Annotated in this window: 22 protein-coding genes and 3 pseudogenes; 12 read left to right on the plus strand and 13 right to left on the minus strand. The window is 70.7% G+C overall.

The window, feature by feature from the left end; all coding sequences use genetic code 11:
* Positions 1-145 precede the first annotated feature (145 nt).
* The 3 genes from OG241_RS31220 to OG241_RS31230 are packed head-to-tail and all read right to left on the minus strand — an operon-like array spanning position 146 to position 1,598.
* Positions 146-481: a helix-turn-helix domain-containing protein gene (locus tag OG241_RS31220; RefSeq protein WP_405819940.1), complete on the minus strand. Its 336-nt coding sequence runs from the start codon at positions 479-481 to the stop codon at positions 146-148.
* A gap of 18 nt (positions 482-499) precedes the next feature.
* A complete protein-coding gene (locus tag OG241_RS31225) occupies positions 500-775 on the minus strand; it encodes a DUF397 domain-containing protein (RefSeq protein ID WP_405819942.1) in 276 nt (91 codons plus the stop codon).
* Positions 756-1,598 carry a helix-turn-helix domain-containing protein gene (locus OG241_RS31230; protein ID WP_405819944.1) on the minus strand — a complete coding sequence of 281 codons (843 nt, stop codon included), beginning with the start codon at positions 1,596-1,598 and terminating at the stop codon, positions 756-758. The genes OG241_RS31225 and OG241_RS31230 overlap by 20 nt, the downstream gene beginning before the upstream one ends.
* 126 nt (positions 1,599-1,724) lie before the next feature.
* Between OG241_RS31230 and OG241_RS31235 the strand changes: the two genes are divergently transcribed.
* Entirely contained in the window at positions 1,725-1,949 is a 225-nt protein-coding gene (locus OG241_RS31235) for a hypothetical protein (protein ID WP_405819946.1), read from the plus strand.
* Between the two features lies 1 nt (position 1,950).
* On the plus strand, positions 1,951-2,145 hold the full coding sequence (locus tag OG241_RS31240; RefSeq protein ID WP_405819948.1) for a hypothetical protein: 195 nt from the start codon (positions 1,951-1,953) through the stop codon (positions 2,143-2,145).
* Positions 2,146-2,210: 65 nt separating this feature from the next.
* Here OG241_RS31240 and OG241_RS31245 read toward each other — a convergent pair whose 3' ends face one another.
* Positions 2,211-2,501: a DUF6355 family natural product biosynthesis protein gene (locus OG241_RS31245; RefSeq protein WP_405819950.1), complete on the minus strand. Its 291-nt coding sequence runs from the start codon at positions 2,499-2,501 to the stop codon at positions 2,211-2,213.
* A 552-nt stretch (positions 2,502-3,053) separates the two neighbouring features.
* On the opposite strand from OG241_RS31245, the gene OG241_RS31250 reads away from it, so the two are divergent.
* A complete protein-coding gene (locus OG241_RS31250; RefSeq protein WP_405819952.1) occupies positions 3,054-3,995 on the plus strand; it encodes a ribosome-inactivating family protein in 942 nt (313 codons plus the stop codon).
* A gap of 247 nt (positions 3,996-4,242) precedes the next feature.
* On the opposite strand, the gene OG241_RS31255 is transcribed toward OG241_RS31250, so the two are convergent.
* The 4 genes from OG241_RS31255 to OG241_RS31270 form a co-directional block, all read right to left on the minus strand.
* Positions 4,243-4,833: a hypothetical protein gene (locus OG241_RS31255; protein WP_405819954.1), complete on the minus strand. Its 591-nt coding sequence runs from the start codon at positions 4,831-4,833 to the stop codon at positions 4,243-4,245.
* A gap of 95 nt (positions 4,834-4,928) precedes the next feature.
* On the minus strand, positions 4,929-5,462 hold the full coding sequence (locus OG241_RS31260) for a GNAT family N-acetyltransferase (RefSeq protein WP_405819956.1): 534 nt from the start codon (positions 5,460-5,462) through the stop codon (positions 4,929-4,931).
* Positions 5,463-5,527: 65 nt separating this feature from the next.
* Positions 5,528-6,475, minus strand: a complete 948-nt coding sequence (murQ, locus tag OG241_RS31265) for an N-acetylmuramic acid 6-phosphate etherase (protein ID WP_405819957.1) — start codon at positions 6,473-6,475, stop codon at positions 5,528-5,530.
* A gap of 90 nt (positions 6,476-6,565) precedes the next feature.
* A complete protein-coding gene (locus OG241_RS31270; protein WP_405819959.1) occupies positions 6,566-7,534 on the minus strand; it encodes a MurR/RpiR family transcriptional regulator in 969 nt (322 codons plus the stop codon).
* Positions 7,535-7,590: 56 nt separating this feature from the next.
* Here OG241_RS31270 and OG241_RS31275 point away from each other — a divergent pair, with 56 nt between their 5' ends.
* Together OG241_RS31275 and OG241_RS31280 are read left to right on the plus strand one after the other, a co-directional pair.
* Positions 7,591-7,995, plus strand: a complete 405-nt coding sequence (locus tag OG241_RS31275) for a hypothetical protein (protein WP_405819961.1) — start codon at positions 7,591-7,593, stop codon at positions 7,993-7,995.
* On the plus strand, positions 7,992-8,327 hold the full coding sequence (locus tag OG241_RS31280) for a DUF4031 domain-containing protein (protein WP_405819963.1): 336 nt from the start codon (positions 7,992-7,994) through the stop codon (positions 8,325-8,327). Before OG241_RS31275 ends, OG241_RS31280 begins: the two co-directional genes overlap by 4 nt.
* On the opposite strand, the gene OG241_RS31285 is transcribed toward OG241_RS31280, so the two are convergent.
* On the minus strand, positions 8,309-9,403 hold the full coding sequence (locus tag OG241_RS31285; RefSeq protein WP_405819965.1) for a GNAT family N-acetyltransferase: 1,095 nt from the start codon (positions 9,401-9,403) through the stop codon (positions 8,309-8,311). The genes OG241_RS31280 and OG241_RS31285 overlap by 19 nt on opposite strands.
* Positions 9,404-9,443: 40 nt before the next feature.
* Positions 9,444-10,211 (minus strand): hypothetical protein, encoded by a 768-nt coding sequence (locus OG241_RS31290; protein WP_405819967.1) that lies wholly within the window; start codon positions 10,209-10,211, stop codon positions 9,444-9,446.
* 47 nt (positions 10,212-10,258) lie between these two features.
* Here OG241_RS31290 and OG241_RS31295 point away from each other — a divergent pair, with 47 nt between their 5' ends.
* Both OG241_RS31295 and OG241_RS31300 read left to right on the plus strand, forming a co-directional pair.
* On the plus strand, positions 10,259-10,948 hold the full coding sequence (locus tag OG241_RS31295) for a maleylpyruvate isomerase family mycothiol-dependent enzyme (protein ID WP_405819969.1): 690 nt from the start codon (positions 10,259-10,261) through the stop codon (positions 10,946-10,948).
* 83 nt (positions 10,949-11,031) lie between these two features.
* The gene (locus OG241_RS31300) at positions 11,032-11,733 is read left to right on the plus strand and encodes a copper homeostasis protein CutC (RefSeq protein WP_405819970.1); all 702 of its coding nucleotides are present in this window, start codon (positions 11,032-11,034) and stop codon (positions 11,731-11,733) included.
* Positions 11,734-12,074: 341 nt separating this feature from the next.
* Here the strand turns inward: OG241_RS31300 and OG241_RS31305 are convergent, their stop codons facing one another.
* On the minus strand, positions 12,075-14,156 hold the full coding sequence (locus tag OG241_RS31305; RefSeq protein WP_405819972.1) for a HelD family protein: 2,082 nt from the start codon (positions 14,154-14,156) through the stop codon (positions 12,075-12,077).
* A gap of 338 nt (positions 14,157-14,494) precedes the next feature.
* Here OG241_RS31305 and OG241_RS31310 point away from each other — a divergent pair, with 338 nt between their 5' ends.
* Entirely contained in the window at positions 14,495-14,689 is a 195-nt protein-coding gene (locus tag OG241_RS31310; protein WP_405819974.1) for a hypothetical protein, read from the plus strand.
* A 29-nt stretch (positions 14,690-14,718) separates the two neighbouring features.
* On the opposite strand, the gene OG241_RS31315 is transcribed toward OG241_RS31310, so the two are convergent.
* Both OG241_RS31315 and OG241_RS31320 read right to left on the minus strand, forming a co-directional pair.
* Positions 14,719-15,000 (minus strand): type II toxin-antitoxin system RelE/ParE family toxin, encoded by a 282-nt coding sequence (locus OG241_RS31315; protein ID WP_405819976.1) that lies wholly within the window; start codon positions 14,998-15,000, stop codon positions 14,719-14,721.
* A gap of 72 nt (positions 15,001-15,072) precedes the next feature.
* A complete protein-coding gene (locus OG241_RS31320; RefSeq protein ID WP_405819978.1) occupies positions 15,073-16,725 on the minus strand; it encodes a DNA repair helicase XPB in 1,653 nt (550 codons plus the stop codon).
* 214 nt (positions 16,726-16,939) lie between these two features.
* Between OG241_RS31320 and fxsA the strand changes: the two genes are divergently transcribed.
* From fxsA to fsxC, 4 genes and pseudogenes are all read left to right on the plus strand, one after another.
* A complete protein-coding gene (gene fxsA, locus OG241_RS31325; RefSeq protein ID WP_405819979.1) occupies positions 16,940-17,122 on the plus strand; it encodes an FxSxx-COOH cyclophane-containing RiPP peptide in 183 nt (60 codons plus the stop codon).
* Positions 17,123-17,223: 101 nt separating this feature from the next.
* Positions 17,224-17,733: pseudogene (locus tag OG241_RS31330) on the plus strand (TIR-like protein FxsC); the annotation flags it as partial.
* Between the two features lie 77 nt (positions 17,734-17,810).
* Positions 17,811-17,990 (plus strand): annotated as a pseudogene (locus OG241_RS31335) (hypothetical protein); the annotation flags it as partial.
* A pseudogene (fsxC, locus tag OG241_RS31340) lies at positions 17,908-18,558 on the plus strand (FxsC protein); the annotation flags it as partial. The pseudogenes OG241_RS31335 and fsxC, both read left to right, overlap by 83 nt.
* Positions 18,559-18,560: the final 2 nt, after the last annotated feature.

Here is an 18,560-nt window from a genome sequence, read left to right on the forward strand (position 1 = left end):
CTTCTGGGCACGCTAGCCCCTCGTGACTCTGCGTGGCAAGCCGAACGCGTCAAGTCAACACGCGGGGAGGGAGGGCGGGTTGAGGCCCGCCTCCCATTCCTCAGAAAGAGGGCTCAGGGCTGGGCGTCTGAGCTTCGGGGCGTCCTCAGGCTGCCGGGTGGCCGACGAAGGTGACTTCCTCGCGGTTGTCGTCCAGGGCGATGTTCAGGGAGGCGTCCAGTGCTAGGGCCAGGCGGCGCAGCAGAGGGAGGGTCGGTACGGCATCGGCGCCTTCGATGCGCGAGACCTTCGCCTGGTTGAGGCCGGCTCGCTCGGCGAGCTGAGTCTGTGTCAGCCCGAGCTCCGTGCGGCGGTCGTACACCGCTTTGGCGAAGGCCATGGCCAGCCGGATCTCCGCGCGCTCCGCCCGGACTTCCGGGGATTCGGTATCCCCGTCGGTCAGCTTCCTCTCGCGGGCGAGCTTCCATCGGGTGTGGCTCATGTGCTCTCTCCCGTCGGGTCAGCTGTCCCGCTGTTGCTTGAGGTCGTCGACGAACGCGCCCCATGCCCCGGCCCGGAACGCGAGCTTCGGGCCGAGGGGGTTCTTGGAGTCGCGGACGGGGACGAGGGTGGGGTGGCCGTCCGCCACCTCCAGGCAGTCGCCGCCCTCGCCTCCGCTGTGCGTCGACTTGCGCCAGCGGCCGACTTCCAGGCAGTTGCCGCCCTCGCCACCGCTGTAGCTGGACTTGTGCCAGGTAGCAGTGCTCAGGTCGTACTCACGGGTGTTCTTCTCCATGTTCGTAATCCTGCGCCACCGACTCAAGGAGGGCCAGCGAATCCTGAGGCGAAAGCACCGCCGCCTGGAGGAGGTTGAACGTGAGGGTGTGGCGAGCGACCGTCGCTGGGTCGTCCAGCAGTTTCCCCATGTCCGGGCCCTCGACGAAGGAGAGCGGGGGCGCATCATCGAACTCCAGGAGTTTCAGAGCGCCGGTCATCGACGCGTGTGCGCCCGCGCCGAACGGCAGCACCTGCACGATGATCCGGTGTTGGCGCGCCAGGTCCATCACGTGACGCAACGCCTCCGCCATCACCTTGCCGCCGCCGACTGATCGCCGTAGGGCGGCTTCGTCGAGGATCGCCCACAACAGAGGTGTTGTTGGATCGTCGAGGAGGTGGGCTCGTTCGAGGCGGGCGGCCACGAGAGCGTCGATCTCGGCTTCGGTGGCGGTCGGCTTGTAGGCGCGGAAGACGGCCTCCGCGTATGCCCTGGTCTGCAACAATCCGGGAATCAGCATCTGCGCGTACTCCCTGATCGCCGTAGCGATCGCCTCCGCCTCCGCTGCCTCCGCGAAGTGGTCGGGGTACTTGGACTTGGCCAGCGCCCTGCAGTTGCGCTCGAAGAAGCCGTCCGTTTCGAGGATCTGGTCTATCGGGATGGCGTATTCGAGGTGCAGGCGTCGCGTCCCGGCCTCCAACTGGCCGATGAACGAACCGCTGACGAAGAGCGGTTCGCCCAGTTCGGTCTGGCTGAGGCCCTTCCTCTCGCGCGCGTGACGCAGTTCGGCGCCGATCATCGCCCGGGGTGAGGAGGACGGGTCCAGATCCTTCGGTCCTGCCACGGCAACTCCCTGTTGGACACCCGGGGTTGTTGGGTTGCCCCCTCTGGCCAGGCTAGACGCGGGGCCGCCACTCTGTGTGGAGAACGCGAACACTCAGAGTGGAGAGGTGTGGGCACGGTGGAGCTGATGTCGAACGGGCGACTGCTGACGACGGACGAAGTGGTCGCGCGGTTGCGGGCCGCGCTGAAAGAGGTCGGGGTCGCGCTGCCCTCCCTCGGCGTCGACCCCGTGACCGGTGCGAGCGACGAACCCTTCGCGCTGGTGGTGCTCGGGCGCTGCAACGTCCGTACGGCGACGCGGCTGGCCGCCGTGCTGGAGGGTGTGGCCGCCGGGGGCGACGAGGGTGCGTGAGGTGTCGTACGCCCTTGATGTGCGCGACGGGCGCATCGGCGAGGTGATGGGGCGCGAGGGCGGATACGTGCAGCTGCGGCCCGTGGGCGGCGGGCGGGAGTGGGACTGTCCGCCGGATGCGCTGGGGGACGTACCGCCGGGGAAGGTGCTGCGGGAGCGGGTGCGGCGGGTCAATCGGGAGGGGCGGCTGCCCTGAGGCGGGCGGGGTGATCCGGCCCGGATGAGGTCGGGCCGGATCGGGGCACGGCGGCTGTCGTCAGGTCAGCAGGTGCGGCCGACGTACCACGCGCCGTCGATCTTGCTGCTGCTGCCGAGCCATGTGACGCCCGGGAGCACGCACTTCTCGTAGTTCGGGCCCCACACCTCGACCTCGATCACGATGTGCGAGCCGTCGCTCGTGCAGTGGTTGTAGTAGGCGTCGCTGCTGGTCGCGTAGTACCCGCAGGGGTTGGCTGCGGCCGTGGCCGCCGGGGTCGCGACGGCGAGCACCAGGGCGCTGGTCAGGGGGCCGACGACGGCCAGGGCGGAGGACAGGAAGCGGCGGACGTTCAAGGAAGTTCTCCCCGTGAAGGAACGGCAACGAAAGAGTCGGACACCGGCAGCATCGACGATCACCGGCCGTCCGATCCGTCACCTTGCCCCGGACGAGGGACGGGGTTCACCCGGTCGTGTGGATCAAGGTTTGCGGTCTCGCGGGCAGGTCAAGATCGGGGCCCCTGGAAACGCCGCCGGCCAGGCCCGCCACGCCGGCTTCATCGGTGGCGGACACCCGGGCGGCCGCTTGCTCCGGAGGGCCCGCTGCTTCGTGGTCAGGCCACCCCCATCGGGATACCGCATGGCACGGGGCTACACCCACCAGCGAGATCACCGTCACCCTGGGCCAAACCTCAGCCGTGGCCTCGACCTCTCGGTACTGGCGGGTTGGGATATTTGCCTCTGTCGGGAGTCCGGCCTCTTGGGCAAAACTTTACCGAACGGCGCGGGGCCCCAAGCGACCCGGACGTCCGATCGCTCTCCGGACCGCTCCGCGGTACTGAGCGCCGACTGTCCTCGAAGACGTCCATGACTCGTTCAGAAGTCATCTCAGGAAAGTGAGATATCGGCATGTCTATGAAAGAAACGTCGCCTGACGAGCGGGTCGGCGGCCCCGTTCACAAACGCCGTTCCCGCTGGCTGACCAGGAAGTTCCTGGTGCTCTTCCTGGGAGTTGCCACGCTGCTGGGTGGTGCCGCCCTGGTGGTCCCGCAGTTCCAGGAGAAGGCCAGCGCCATCGATGACGGCAACGACATCACCTGGGACATCAGTGGCGGCCAAAAGGCGTACGACGACATGGTCCAAGCCGTACGCCAGCGGGCGACCGGCGGCAGGGTGCTGCGGGAGGGCGTACTGGAGACCAACCCCGGTCTGGACACCTCCTCCGCGAACATCTTCGCCATCGACCTGCGGGCCAGTGCCCTGCCCTCGAGTTCGGACGGCAACAACGTCCGCCTGATCCTGCGGTCCCGGGACCTGTTCGTCATCGGCTACCAGGTCAGGGATGGAAGGGGCAGCGCTTCGCCCATCTACTTCAAGAACGACGACCCCGACCCCAACTCGGCGTTACCTTCCGGCACCTTCGGCTTCACGGGCGGCTACGGGGACCTGGAGGCGCATGGCGGCCAGGCGCGGGCCAACATGAGGCTCAATCAGCAGGTGGTGGACGCCGCGTACCAGAACCTGCGAGGGAACGCCGCCGTGAACGCGGCAGCCCGGTCGATGATGGTGTTCATCATGTTGATCGCGGAACCAGCGAGGTTCGAGCCGCTGCGCCAGGACTTCAGGCAGGTTTTCGGCTTTGACGGCCTCGGTGAGACGACCGTCAACGTTGCCGACGCGGACCTGATGAACAGCTGGGGCGAGGCATCGAAGCAGTTCGTCGGCAGCCTCAACAACGGCACGCCCATCAACTTCCAGATCGACGACCCCGCAACACCGAGCGTCGACTTCGCCGCGAACACGCTGACGGCGATGGCCGCGATCCTCGCCATCTGCCTTATCAGTCCATGACGCGCGGAGCCGCCCGGGTCCGCTGCCAGATACTCGCGCCCCCGGCGCGAGTGGCCTGCCCCTCCTCCAGCCCCCGTCAGGTGCAGGAGCCTGGGCAACCCCGCCCCGTGCGGCATCGATGACCTCGCCGGGCCGGTACCGCACCCGCCTCAAACGGATGCGGTACCGGCCCGACCTGCTCGACGGGTTCATCGCCGAGACCGGGCTGATCACGACACCACCAGGGGTGTTGGGGTGCCGGGGGCGGTTACAGGTTGCCCATCGGTTCGATGTCCACCTTCACCGGTGTGCCCCAGATTCGTAGGACCTCGTAGTCCGTGAACTCGTGGACGAGGCGGTAGGCGATTCCCGGGTGGGGGGCGCGGCGCTCGGCGGAGAGGTAGTGCTCGGCCTCTGTGCGGTCGCGGCGTGGGGTGCCGCAGAGTTGCCAGTTCTGGCCGGTCCAGACCTCGGGGATCCAGCGCTGCTGGGGCTGGGGGCGGTCCGCGCGGATGCCGTAGCGGGACATCGTGCGCTCGGGGGGTGCCGATTCGGGGTCGGAGTGGCGGGCCTGTGGGTAGGTGCCGTTCTGCTGGGAGCGGCGGGCGCTGCGGCGGCGGGTCTCGCAGAGGAGACAGAGATCGTTCGCGCTCTCGTCCACCGGGCCGTTCGGGTGCTCTGCGCAGCGGGTCGTGGGCGCCGACCCGGTCACCGTGTCGTCCAGGATCGCCAGCGCCCGCTTCAGGTCGGCCTTGATCTCGTGCAGCTTCGTGTCGGTGGTGTCGCCGGTGAGAGCGTCCCCGTGCTCGCCGAGGACACGCAGGGCTCGCCCGAGGGCGGTCAGCTGGGCGTGGTTCACGATGTCGTTCGTCCCTTCGGCGTGGGCGGTGCGCTGAGCGCTCAGCGGTCTCCACCGTCGCACACACCACTGACAACGCGACTGCGGGATGCCTCCTATGCCTCGAACTCCGTCAGGTCGATCGCGTGGACGAGCAGCTGGTGGCCGTACACGGGGTGGGTCGCCACCCGCTCCTCCGTCAGGCCCAGCTTGCGGATGATGTTCTCGGAGGCGTCGTCGCCGGCCCTGCTGACGCTGATCACACGGTCGAGGCCGCGGTCCTGGAGGGCGAACTCCAGGGTGGCGTGGGCGGCCTCGGAGGCGTAACCCTGGCCCCAGAACTGGGAGCCGAGCAGCCAGCTGATCGCCACGTCGTGCGCGACCTCCGGCAGGAAGTCGGGCACGGACAGGCCGACCGCGCCGATCAGTTCGCCCGAGGCGAGCAGTTCGACGGCGAAGAGGCCGAAGCCCTCCTCGTCCCACTCCTCCTCCCACCGCTCGATGGCCTCCGCCGTGTACTCCAGGTCGCGCACCGAGCCGTCGTCGATCCAGCGCATGACCTGGGAGTCCGCGAAAACCTCCGACAGCGGCACGAGGTCGTCGTCGGTCCAGCGGCGGAGGAGGAGGCGGGGGGTGTGGATCTCGGTCATGGCGCCCATCCTGCCCGACGGCCGAGCGCCCGATCACATCAGTGGGGTGCTTACAGGTGCTTACCTCAGTGGGGTGCCGCGGCCAGTGCGGTGCGCAGGTGGCCGTCGTTCTCCGTGAGGAGGCGGGCGGCCGTCGCGGCGTCCACCGAGCCCAGGATGACGAGGATCGCGTTCTTCGTCTCCCCGTCCGTCGCCGTGAGGGCCGCCTCGATCTCCGCGTCGGCCGCCCCGGTCGCCAGGGCCACGATCCGGCGGGACCGGGCCCGGAGCTTCTCGTTCGACGCCCGTACGTCGACCATCAGGTTCCCGTACGTCTTGCCGAGCCGGATCATCGTGATCGTCGACAGCATGTTGAGGACCAGCTTCTGCGCCGTGCCCGCCTTCAGACGCGTCGAGCCGGTCAGCAGCTCCGGCCCGACGACGACCTCGATGCCGTGCTCGGCCGCCGCCGCCAGCGCGCTGTGCTCGTTGCAGGACAGGCCGATCGTCAACGCGCCCAGCGCGCGGGCGTGTTCGACGGCGCCGACCGCGTACGGCGTGCGGCCGGACGCCGAGACGCCGACCACCGTGTCCAGGGCGCCGACGCCGAGCGCGTCGAGGTCACCGGCGGCCAGTTCCCTGGAGTCCTCGGCGCCCTCGACCGAGGTGACCATGGCCTCGGGGCCGCCCGCGATCACGCCCATGACCTGCGCGGGGTCGGTGTTGAAGGTGGGCGGGCACTCGGACGCGTCCAGCACGCCGAGGCGGCCGGGCGTACCCGCGCCCGCGTAGATCAGCCGGCCCCCGCGTGCCATCCGGGCCGACAGGGCGTCGATCGCCGCGGCGATCTCCGGGAGCCGTGCGGCGACGGCGGCCGGGACGGTCGTGTCCTCGGCGTTCATCAGCCTGGCGATGTCGAGGGTGGGCAACTGGTCGATCTCGGCCAGCTCCGGGCGGAACGCCTCGGTCGTCAGCGACTCCAACTCCTCTTTCAGAGCGCGGTGGTTGGAGGAGGCGTCAGCGGTTGAGGTCATGGCGTGCTGCTCTTTCCGATCTCCCGGTACGGCAGTTACGGCGGTTGGGGCTGGTAATGCCGTTGCGGCTGTTCCGGTGGGGCTTGCGTCCTAGCGGCGCGATGTCGCGCCGCCGCGCGGGGTGTGGCGGTGGGCCAGGGCCTCGTAGGAGGCGGACAGGGCCGGGGCGGCCGTCTCGTACGTCTGCTGTGCCACGCCTATGAACAGGCAGTCCACGACCAGTAGTTGGCTGGTCCGGGACGACATGGCCGCAGGGCGCAGCTCGCTCTCGCGGGCCGTGGAGGTGGTGAGTATGTGGTCGGCGTACTGCGCGACGGGTCCGTCCGGCCGCCCGGTGATCGCGACCGTCGTGGCCCCACGCTCGAAGGCGACCCGCAGCGGCTCGATGACGTCCCCGGTCGACCCGGAGTGCGTGATCGCGACGGCGACGTCCCTCGCGCGCAGCTGCACGGCGTTGGTGACGGCGAGGTGCGGGTCGCTGTGGGCGTGCGCCACCAGCCCTATGCGCAGCAGCTTCTGGGCGAGGTCCTGGGCGACCAGGCCGGAGGCGCCGACGCCGTAGATGTCGATGCGGCGGGCGGCGGCCAGCGCGCCGACGGCGGCGGACAGCTGGGCCATGTCCAGCCCGGCGGCCGTGTCGGCGAGGGTCTGCTGCTCGTCGTACGCCAGTTTCGCCACGACGTCCGCGATCGGGTCGTCCACCGCGATGTCGGCGGTCACGGCGGGGGAGCGCCCCGACTGCTGCTGGGCGGCGAGGCCGGCGAGCGCGAGGCGCAGGTCGCGGTAGCCGGGGTAGCCGAGCAGCCGGGCCGTACGGACGACCGTCGCCTCGCTGGTGCCGGTGAGTTCGGCGAGGCCGGTGACCGTGAGGGCCGCGCAGCCTGCCGGGTCCGCGGCGACCGCCTCGGCGACGCGCTGCATGGAACGGGTCATCGAGGGCGCCAGCGTCCGCACCTTGGCGGCGAGGGCGGCGGGCGCGGGCGGGGTGACACCCGGGAGGCCGCCGGGCGTGCCGGAAGTGCCCACTGCTCCGAAAGTTTCCTTCACGTCTCGGCTCACATCATGAAAGATATTTTCCATTCGGACGTCAGGTCAAGAGTGCGCACAATGGGTGCATGACCCCCACCGGCGACCCCAGTAACCCCGTCCCTCCACTGGAGCAGGCGTTGCACGCCGCACGCGCCCTGGTGCTCGCCGACCTGGCCGCGCGCGAGGTCGCCGAGGCGGACGTCGTCTCGATGGTCGAGGAGTCGGTCGTACAACGACGCTGGTGGGTCGAGCAGTGGCCGGACGGCGCGGGCTTCGTGGCGGGGCTGGTGGCGCAGGACGTCCAGGACGCGCTGCTGGAGACCTACGGCCGCTGGCCGCTGTGCCCGGTCTGCGGCGCCGGTGATCCGCACGCCCTGGAGGTCGAGCCCGAGTTGGGCCCCGACCCGCAGTGGGTGTGCCACAAGGCGGGGGTGCGGGTCGCGGCGGTCGGCGGCCTGGCGTCGGCCTCGGGCGGACCGGCGTCGTCGTGACCCTCTACATAGACCCGCCGACCTGGCCCGGCCACGGGCGCCTGTGGTCGCACCTGGTGAGCGACGTCTCGTACGACGAACTGCAGGCGTTCGCGGACCAGTTGGGGGTGCCCCGGCGGGCCTTCGAGCGCGACCACTACGACATTCCGTCGCATCGGTACGGGGAGGTGGTGGCCGCCGGGGCGGTGGAGGTCAGCAGCCGCGAGGTGGTGCGGCTGCTGCACGGGGCGGGACTGCGCAGACGGAAGGAAGCACGCGGGCCGGGCGGGGTGCGCCCCGTGCGTGCCGCGGGCGACGCGGAACGGCCGAGCCGTCAGCCTCGCAACTCGTAGGCCTGCAGCCCCTCTTCGTCGAGTTCCGCGCTCGCCGGCACGAACCCTGCGCGGGCGATCACTCCCTGGGACGGGACGTTGCCCGGCTCGATGGTCGCGAACAGGGACCGTACGTCGTCCCGGGCCAGTGCCCACTCGGCCAGCGTGCGCAGCGCCTCGGTGGCGTAGCCGTTGCCGCGGGCGGCCTCCGCGAGGTCGTAGCCGACCTCGGCCTTGCCCTCCTCGTCGGGGACGCCGTGGAAGCCCATGCCGCCCACCGCGCGGTCGTCCTCCCGTCGTACGAGGACGAACAGGCCGAACTCCGGGCGGTGCACGCCCCCTTCGTACGCCTTCAGTACCATCCCTGCGGCTTCCCGGGTGCCCTCGAAGGGGCCGTCCTCGATCCAGTCGAAGCCGCCGGTGCCGCCCACGCTCAGATCGGCTGCGGCGGCCGGGGTGACACCCTCCAGGCGGAGCCGTTCGGTGTCGAGGACCAGGTTGTTGGTCCAGCGCCACTGGGTGATCCGGGCGCGGCCGGGGAGGTCGGCGCGGCCGGTCGCCCAGAGCAGGGTCTGCCAGTGGTCCGGGCCAGGCCGGACGTCCGGGAAGATCCGGGTGAGGACGAACTCCGCGAGATGCGCGGGCGGTTCGTACGGCAGCCCCAGCCCCTCGGCCATGTCGTGGGTGTGCAGCAGCACTTCGGCGATACCCATCGCGGCGAAGCCCTCGCGGTTCGCGCTGCGGAAGGGGAACGGGTGGAAGCCGCGCGCGTCGCGGGGCGCGGTCCGAATGGCGGCGGTGAGCAGGGCGCCGGTCGTCGTGAGGACGTCGAGAATGCCCGCGTTGTCGGCCGGGTCCAGACCGTCCTCGCGGCCGTCGATGCCGATCTGGAAGGGGGTGTACGCGTTCTTCGCCCGGCCCGCCAACTGCCCCGCGTAGGCGACGAGGTCACTGGCGACGTGCTCGGCCGTCCGGCGGCAACTCCACTCCAGCCGCCCCGCGTTGATCTCCGCCCAGTCCCGGTCCAGCGCCGACCGCAGCAGCGCCACCGCGCTCGCGACAGCCTCGTCCACTTCGTTTCCGCCCGTGCTCAGCATGCGGTGAGGATAGGTGGTGGGGTGCCCGTACGGACACGGATTAAAGCGGGCCCGAGTCCCCTTCGAGCCGCCGCAGCTCCTCCGTGATGTTGGCGCGCGCCGGCTCCTCCCAGCGCTCCGACCCGTACGGCGTCCTGAACAGCCGTGGCAGGGCGAGGAGTTGGCGCAGTACCGCTGCCCGGCCTGCTCTGAAGGCGTCGTCGGGGACGAAGGCGTACTCCTCGCGGACGGCTGCCGTGTAGGCGGCGTACGTGTCCGGGGCGGCGGCCAGGATCGCGAGGTCGGCGTCGCACAGGACCTGGCCGTTCCGGTCGTCGGGCGCGGGGTCGTGGGTGAGCGTGAGGCGGACCAGCCGGGCCACCTCCGCGGTGCCCGCCGGGGAGACGCCGGCTTCGGTGAGCGCGCGTTCGGCTAGACGGGCGGAGCGTTCCTCGTTCTCGGAGCGGTCGGGGGCGTACACGGCGTCGTGGAACCAGGCGGCGAGGCGTACCAGGGCGAGGTCGGGAGCGGGGTCGGGGGTGGTGTCGGGGTCGGGGGCGGGCGTCCCGGCCTGCGCTGCTTCCAGCACGTCGATGTGGGCGAGGACCGCGGTGAGGTGCGTGAGCGTGTGGTACCGGCGCTGGGGTTCCTGGTAGCGGGCGAGGAGGTTGTCGGCGTAGGGGGTCGGGTCGGGAAGCTCCTCGGCGGCGACCCGGGCCCGGGCTGCCTTCAGGGCCTGGGTCCAGCGGGCGCGGAGGGCGGCGAGGGCGTCGGGGGTCGCGGAGGTGGACGAGGTGCCTGGGGTGGATGGCGTGGCTTGATCGGGCATGTGGGAATTCTGTCGTCCGGGGTGGGGTGGCACCTAGCGTGGGAGGCATGACGTCTTCCGCTGATGCAAGTGACGTACGTGACCCCGAGCTGCCCGGGCGGCTGCTGACCGTCGAGCGCGACACGCTGATACCGCTGCTGCGGGCCCGCCCCGAGGCCGACTTCGGGATCGTGACCGCCGGGTGCCCCGAGTGGACCGTGCGCGAGGTGCTCGCGCACTGTTCGGCCGCGCTGTCGAGGGTGGTCGAGGGGCGATTCGAGAAGGGGGTGTTCTCGCCCGAGTCGAACGACCGGGACATCGCCGAGCGGAGTGACTGGACGAACGCCCGGATCCTGGACGAGCTGGAGAAGGGGATGAGCGAGGCCGGGGGTGTGATCGCCGGGGTCGGCGGGGCGCTGGACGGGCTCGCGCTGGGGGAGTGGGTGCATGCCGGTGACGTACGGGAGGCGCTCGGCGAGCCGGGGGCCTACGCGGGGCCCGGACTGCCGTATGCGCTGGCCCTGCTCTCGCGGCTGAGCCGGGAGCGCGGGCTGGTGCCGCTCCATGCGGACGTCGACGAGCTGGACGAGCCGTTGCGGCTGGGGGACGTGTCGGGGGTGCGGACGCCGGGGCGGTTCATCGGGGGTGGTGCGGCGTTGGTGCGGTTGTACGCGGGGCGGTCGGTGGCGGGGGAGGACGTGGGGGCGTTCGAGCTGGCGGGGGTCGAGGAGGGGGAGCTGAACATGTACGGCGGGTGAGTGCCGGGGGTGTGGGGCGCGGGCGTACTCTGGATTGGACTAGACCTGTAGCCGGCGTTGTCGGCGTCGATGAATGGGGACCCATGAGTGAGCGCGCGGTCCTGGAGGTGATCGCCCTCGGTGTCGAGGACGCCGTCGCCGCCCGGGACGGAGGGGCGGACCGGCTGGAGCTGGTCACCGACATGGCGGCGGACGGGCTCTCGCCGGCCGTGGAGAGCTTCGCCGGGATCCGGGCCGCCGTCGACCTTCCGCTGCGGGTGATGCTGCGGCTGGCGGACGGGTTCGGTGCCGGTGACATCGACGGCATCGAGCGGCTGGTGCGGGTCGCCAGGGAGTTGCGGGGGGCAGGTGCGGACGAGTTCGTGCTCGGGTTCCTGGGGGCGGACGGTGGTGTCGATCTCGGCGCGGTCGAGCGGGTCGTGGGCGAGCTCGGCGGCTGCCGGTGGACGTTCCATCGTGCGATCGATCATGCCGTCGACCGGGACGCGTTGCGCAAGCAGCTCGACGGGCTTCCCGGTCTCGACACCTACCTCACCGCGGGGTCGGCGGGCGGTGTCGATGCCGGGCTCCCCACGCTGCTCGCGGAGGCGGCGCGGGGTGGGGAGCCGGGGTATGAGCAGCGGTTGCTGGTGGGGGGCGGGTTGCGGTTGGAGCATGTGCCGCGGCTGCGGGCGGCGGGGGTGGACGCGTTTCATATTGGGGGTGCGGCTCGGCCGGAGGGGTGGGGGAGGGGGGTTTCGGTCGCTGCGGTTGCGGAGTGGCGGGGGGTGTTGGACGCGGGGTGAGGGGCGGGTTTTCTCGCCCCCGCCGCCCCTACCCGTCCCATCCTGTCCCTGGGGGCTGCGCCCCCAGACCCCCCTTCGGCCCTGAACGGGCCTTGTCCTCAAGCTCCCCCAGAGGGGGGACCCCCAACGGGCTGGGGGTGCGGGCCGGTGCTGGAAGGTGCGGCCGGGGCTGGAGGGGTACCGCCGGGGACTGGCGGCGGGTGCGGGCTGGGCTGTAGAAGCGGTGGGGGTGGGTGGGAAAGAAGCCGGCCCTGAACGGGCCTTGTCCTCAAACGCCGGACGGGCTGAAGGTTCGGGCCGGCGCTGGGGAGGAGGAGGCACGGGCTGAAGGTGTGGGCCCCTCAGCCCAGTTCGCTCGGCAGCGGGGCCGCGTGGGTCACGATCAGGCCTGAGACCGCTCGGGTCAGGGCCACGTACAGGCGGCGTAGGCCTGTGCGTTCGTCCGGTTCGCCGTCCACTACTGCCTGGGGTTCGTCCAGGACCACGTAGTCGTACTCCAGGCCCTTCGCGAGGGACGCCGGGACCAGGGTCAGGCGGGTTTCGTGCGTTGTCTCCTCGCCGGGGGAGAGGTGGGTGAGGCCCGCCGCCGTCAGGGCCTCCGTGAGGGCGGGGATGCGGGCGTCCGCCGCAATCAGGCCCGTCGAGCCCTCGTTGCGCAGCAACTCCTCGCAGGCGGCGACCACTTCACCCACCCCGTCTCCGCCGATCGGACGTACGTCGAAGAATCCCGGGTTCTCGCGGACCGACGCCACCGGTGTCAGGCCCGGCGCGATGTGCGGGAGGAGGCGGGAGGCGTAGGTGATGACGTCCGTCGGGACTCGGAAGCCCGCCGTCAGTTCCTCCACCACCGCGTCCGACTTGCCCAGGTGGCCGAGCGCCTCCGCCCAACTCCTGGTCGCCCAGGGCGTCGTGCCCTGCGCCAGGTCGCCGAGGACGGTTGCCGAGCCGGTCGTGCAGCGTCGGCCCACCGCCCGGTACTGCATCGGCGAGAGATCCTGAGCCTCGTCCAGGACGACATGCCCGAGCGAGTGCGTGCGCTGGACCAGGTCCGTCGTCTCGTCGATCAACACCGCGTCCGCCGCTGACCACTTGGCCGACTTCACCGACCGTACGGGCTTCGACCAGAGGATCTCCTTCTGCTCGTCCTCGTCGAGGATTCCGGCCGCGTGCACGGCGAGGAAGTCGGCGTCGGTGAGGAGGCGCAGGACGAGTTTGGCCGGGTCGACGGGCGGCCAGATCGCCTTGACCGCCGCCTTCACCGCCGCGTTGCGGGCGACGGAGTCCTGCACACGGTCGTCCGGGGCCTCACCGGACCGTTCCATCTGCACCAGCACCGTGTGCGAGATGCGCTGCGGCAGGGCCTCGCGGGCGGCGCCGTAACGGATGTCCCGGTCCAGCAACTCCCGGACCATCGACTCCAGTTCGTACGCCGGGACGCGCCAGCGCCGTGACCCGCGCACGACCATGACGGGCTCGGTGGGCAGGGTGACATGGGAGTAGACGGCGTTCCTCAGCACCTCCGCCATCCTTGCGTCGCCCTTGATGACCGCCGCCGCCGAGTCGTCCGTGCCGTGCACCTCGACATGGGCCACCAGGTCGTCGACGGTGGCCTGCTTGACCTCCAACTCGCCCAGGGCGGGCAGCACTTGCTCGATGTAGTGGAGGAACGACTTGTTCGGCCCGATGACCAGGGTGCCGGTCCGGGCCAGCCGGTCGCGGTGGGCGTAGAGGAGATACGCGACCCGGTGCAGACCGACGGCCGTCTTCCCGGTGCCGGGACCCCCCTGCACACACACCGAGCCGCCCAGCCCGCTGCGTACGATCTCGTCCTGCTCGGGCTGGATGGTGGCCACGATGTCGCGCATCGGGCCCACACGCGGGCGCTCGATCTCCTGCTGAAGCAGCTTGCTGGTGGCGGCTGCCTCCGACGGATCCGCGGGGTCGGAGAGGTGCTCGTCCTCGTACGCCGTGAGGTCACCGCCGGTGTACCCGAAGCGGCGGCGCAGGCCGACATCCATCGGGTCCGTCTTCGAGGCCCGGTAGAACGGCTGGGACACCGGCGCGCGCCAGTCGATGACCATGGGGTCGCCGCCGGCGTCGTGGACGTGCCGGCGCCCGATGTAGAACTGCTCCCCCTCCGCGCCCTCGGCCTGCTCGGCGCCGGGCGCGTGCAGATAGTCGAGGCGGCCGAAGAACAGCGGGGTGTGGCTGAGGTCGGCGAGGGCCTTGATCCGCTCCTCGATCTGGCGGGAGAGGACCGCCGCGTTGACCCAGTTCGCGGTGACGTCCGTGATGTCGAGGGACTCCGCGTCCTCACGCATCGCACGGAGGGCTCCCCGGGAGGCGGCCAGGTGGGCGCGTTCGCGGCCGAGGGGGTCGTCGGCCGTGGGGGCGGAAACGGGGACGGGGACGGGGCTGGACAAGGGGGTGCCTCCGGCTACCTGCCGCGTACCCGCTGGGTACGCGCTGCTGGGTGGGACGTCGAGAGCCGACCGGTTTCCGTCCGGGCGGCGGCGCTCCACGACGGGAGGCGGGCAAGAGCGGAGATCCTAGGGGACAGGAGGAGGCGGAGGCCAATCATTTTCGGCGTACGCCGGTGAGTGGGCTGGTGTGTGGGCGCGAATACGGCAGCCGTCGTCCCCTAGGGGACGGACTCCACCTTCCTGTGGGGGACACGTCCACCCGGAGGCGTACGGGGAGACGACGGAGGTTAGACCCGCAGGCCGATGGCATCGGCGGCCCCGGGAGCAACCATGGATACATGAGTGCAGCAGCCTTCACCCCCGGGTCCGCAGCCCCCGTGGCGTCCGTCCGCTCCGGTGCCACCCCCGTGCGGGGCGGCCACCGTCACCCCGTCGGCGACGCCCTGCGCGCCGTCAGGGTGTTCGCGGGCGCCGCCCTGAGCGTCGTACTGCTCGGCGAGTACGGAGAGGAGGCGGGCGTGCGGGCCAGATGAGCGGCCGGCGCAGGCCGCCCGTCCCCGGTTCAGTCCTCGGGCAGCAGGATGTCGGCGTCGTCGAAGATCCGCAGCATCACGAGCAGTAGACGGCCTCGGGACACCATGTACTCCGCCACGATCTGCGAGGTGAGACGGATCTCACGGTCCTGATCACCGACGCCGATCGCGCGGGAGACCTCGGTGTACGGATCGCGAGCCAGTATCTCGATCGCCTTGTCGAGTGTGGCTCTGCGCGCCGGGTCCAGACGGTCGCGGTCACGGGCGGCGGGCTCGGTGTACAGCACCTCGTAGAGGTCCTCGTGTGGCATGTGTCCTCCTTGCCGTGTCCAGTGCTGCAAGAGCCAGCGTACCGACGCAGGCGGCCCGGTGGGTGCCTGTGTTCAGCCCTCGGTGTCCTCTGCCAGCAGTTCGTCCGCGTCCATGATCCGGTAGGCGTAGCCCTGTTCCGCCAGGAAGCGCTGGCGGTGTGCGGCGAAGTCCTGGTCGATGGTGTCCCGGGCGACCACCGAGTAGAAGTGGGCCTTGTGGCCGTCGGCCTTCGGCCGCAGTACGCGGCCCAGCCGCTGAGCCTCCTCCTGCCGTGACCCGAACGTGCCCGAGACCTGGATGGCGACGGTCGCCTCCGGCAGGTCGATCGAGAAGTTCGCGACCTTGGACACGACCAGCACGCTGATCTCGCCCTCCCGGAACGCGTCGAAGAGCTTCTCGCGCTGCGAGTTCGGTGTCTCGCCCTTGATGACGGGCGCGTTCAGATGCTCGCCCAGTTCGTCGAGCTGGTCGATGTACTGGCCGATGACGAGGATCTGCTGCCCCGCGAAGCGGCGCACGATCGCCTCCGTGACCTTCCGCTTGGTCGCGGTGGTCGCACAGAAGCGGTACTTCTCCTCGGTCTCGGCGGTGGCGTAGGCGAGCCGCTCCGACTCGGTCAGGTTGACCCGTACCTCGACACAGTCGGCGGGCGCGATGTAGCCCTGCGCCTCGATCTCCTTCCAGGGCGCGTCGAACCGCTTCGGGCCGATCAGCGAGAAGACGTCCGACTCGCGCCCGTCCTCCCGTACGAGGGTCGCGGTGAGCCCGAGCCGCCGCCTGGCCTGCAGATCGGCGGTGAACTTGAAGACCGGCGCCGGCAGCAGATGCACCTCGTCGTAGATGATCAGCCCCCAGTCACGGGAGTCGAACAGCTCCAGGTGCGGATAGACGCCCTTCCGGCGGGTCGTCAGCACCTGGTACGTCGCGATGGTGACCGGGCGGATCTCCTTGCGCGTACCGCTGTACTCGCCGATCTCCTCCTCGGTCAGCGACGTCCGCTTCACCAGCTCGTGCTTCCACTGCCGGGCCGAGACCGTGTTCGTGACGAGGATGAGGGTGGTGGCCTTCGCCTCGGCCATCGACCCGGCCCCGACCAGCGTCTTTCCCGCACCACAGGGCAGGACGACCACTCCGCTGCCGCCGTGCCAGAAGTTCTCCACGGCCTGCTGCTGGTACGGGCGCAGCGCCCACCCGTCCTCGGCCAGCTCGATCGGATGCGCCTCGCCGTCGACGTACCCGGCGAGGTCCTCGGCCGGCCAGCCCAGCTTCAGCAGCACCTGCTTGATCTGCCCGCGCTCGGAGGGGTGCACGGCGACGGTGTCCGGGTCGAGCCGGGCGCCGACGAGAGGCGTGATCCGCTTGGAGCGCAGGATCTCCTCCAGCACGGGCCGGTCGGTGCTCGTGAGGACCAGCCCGTGCGCCGGGTGCTTGGAGAGGGTCAGCCGGCCGTAGCGGTCCATCGTCTCGGCGATGTCGACGAGCAGCGCGTGCGGCACGGGGTAGCGGCTGTACTGCACGAGCGCGTCGACGACCTGCTCGGCGTCGTGCCCGGCGGCCCGCGCGTTCCACAGGCCCAGCGGGGTCACCCGGTAGGTGTGGATGTGCTCCGGCGCCCGCTCCAGCTCGGCGAACGGCGCGATGGCCCGACGGCAGTCGCCGGCCTGCTCGTGGTCGACCTCCAGGAGCAGGGTCTTGTCCGACTGGACGATGAGTGGACCATTCACGTACGTACACATCCCTTCCGCGTGGCCTACGGCCAAACGTCCAGTGTGCCCCATCGGACGGGTCCGCCCCGGGGCCGGAGCAGGATACGAAAGGCTGTGCGGGGTGGACGGAGTGGGCTGTTGTTCTGGATCAGGCGTCCCAGTCCCGATACGCTGCGTGAGGTTTCGCGTGCCCCGGACCTCGACAGCGCACGCATTTGTGCGAAGGATGCCGATGGACGCCAGTGCCCCGATCGACTCATGTCTGCTCGATGTCACAGGCCTGAGCATGGACGCGCTGGACGATCTGCTCGAGAAGCTGCCCGGCAACGTCCTGGGCGCGATGCTGCGACGCGTGGTCGACGAAGCGGTCAACCCGGTCGGTGTGCCGTACGCCGCCTTCGAATCCTCGATCTGACGGGGCAGCTTGGGGCGGGACAGCTCTGGGTATGACCTGGACATGCTCCGGCATGGAGGCGGCGTGCCGTCAGGTCAGCCCGGGACGCAGCGGGGGGCGCTTTGGTTCAGGAGCCGTATTTCTTCCTCAGCTATGCGCGGAGGGACGATCGCGACGAGTTCGTGAAGCGGTTCTACGACGATCTCGCGCTGGAACTCCGCCGGATCGGCGCCGATCCGGCCGCTCAGCCGCCGTTCCGGGATGTCGAACGGCTGGGGCTGGGCGCGGACTGGGCGAGGGTGCTCGGCGGGGCGGTCGGTCACTGCCGTGCGTTCGTCGCGCTGTACTCCACCTCCTATCTGAGCAGTGAGTACTGCGGCAAGGAGTGGACGGCGTTCCGGGAGCGGCTGGACAAGTACCGCCAGGAGACCGAGATCGATGTGCCTGCCCTCGTTCCGGTCCTGTGGGCACCCATGGAGGGGGAGCTGCCGGACGGAATCGCCCGCTACCAGTACAACGAGGCGGGCATGGGCGAGGACTACGCCACTCACGGTCTGATGCACATCCTGCGCACCGACCCGACGGGCCCGGTGTACCGCACGATCGTCGGGAAGGTCGCCGCCCGGGTACGGATGGCCGCGGACCGCTTCCGGCTGCCCCTCACGCCCGGCCTCGACCTGGGCACGGTGCGCGGCCTGTTCCCACTGGCAGAGCAGCAGCGGACCGCGGCACCGGGCACCGGGCACGTGCAGGTCTTCCTGGCCGCCGGGGTCGCCGACCCGCTGCCGGAAGGGCGGCAGCGGTCGGAGTACTACGGGCGCTCTCCGCGGGAGTGGACGCCGTACCACCCGCCCCAGCGCCCCACGGTCGCCGTCCGGGCGCAGAAGGTGATCGTCGAGGAGGGCTACACCAGCAACATCGAGGTCGTCGATGCCGGTCTGAGCAACCGCCTCGACGAGACGATGGTGAACAACCAGACGAGCATCCTGCTGGTCGACCCGTGGGCCGTGCGCGCCGAGGCCTACCGGGACGTGCTCGCCGAGTACGACGGCCAGTACCGTCCGGCCACCGGCGTGCTGGTGCCCTGTCACGACGCCGACGAGGAGTCCGGTGACGACCTGGTCTGGCAGGACCTGAGCCAGGTGCTCTGGCGCAACTGGCGCCGGCGCAACGATCCGCACGACCCGCTGTTCCGGGTGCGGGTGGGCGCGGAGGAGTTCGACGACCGGCTCGCCGTGATGCTGACGGTGGCGCAGAACCGGTTGATGGAGATGGAGAGCACCACTCCCTACCGGCTCCCGGCGGGCCCGCCCCCGCCTCCGCTGAGCGGCCTCACCAGTCCGGGCCCGGCAGCCCCGCAGGAGCCCTGGCGGGGTTTCGGCGGATACGACACCGATGACACCGACGACACCGACGACCCCGAGGGGTCAGGCCGGGCTCCCGAGACCCCCCACTAAGG

Source organism: Streptomyces sp. NBC_01390 (genome assembly GCF_045040105.1).
In the GTDB taxonomy this organism is placed as follows: Bacteria; Actinomycetota; Actinomycetes; order Streptomycetales; family Streptomycetaceae; genus Streptomyces.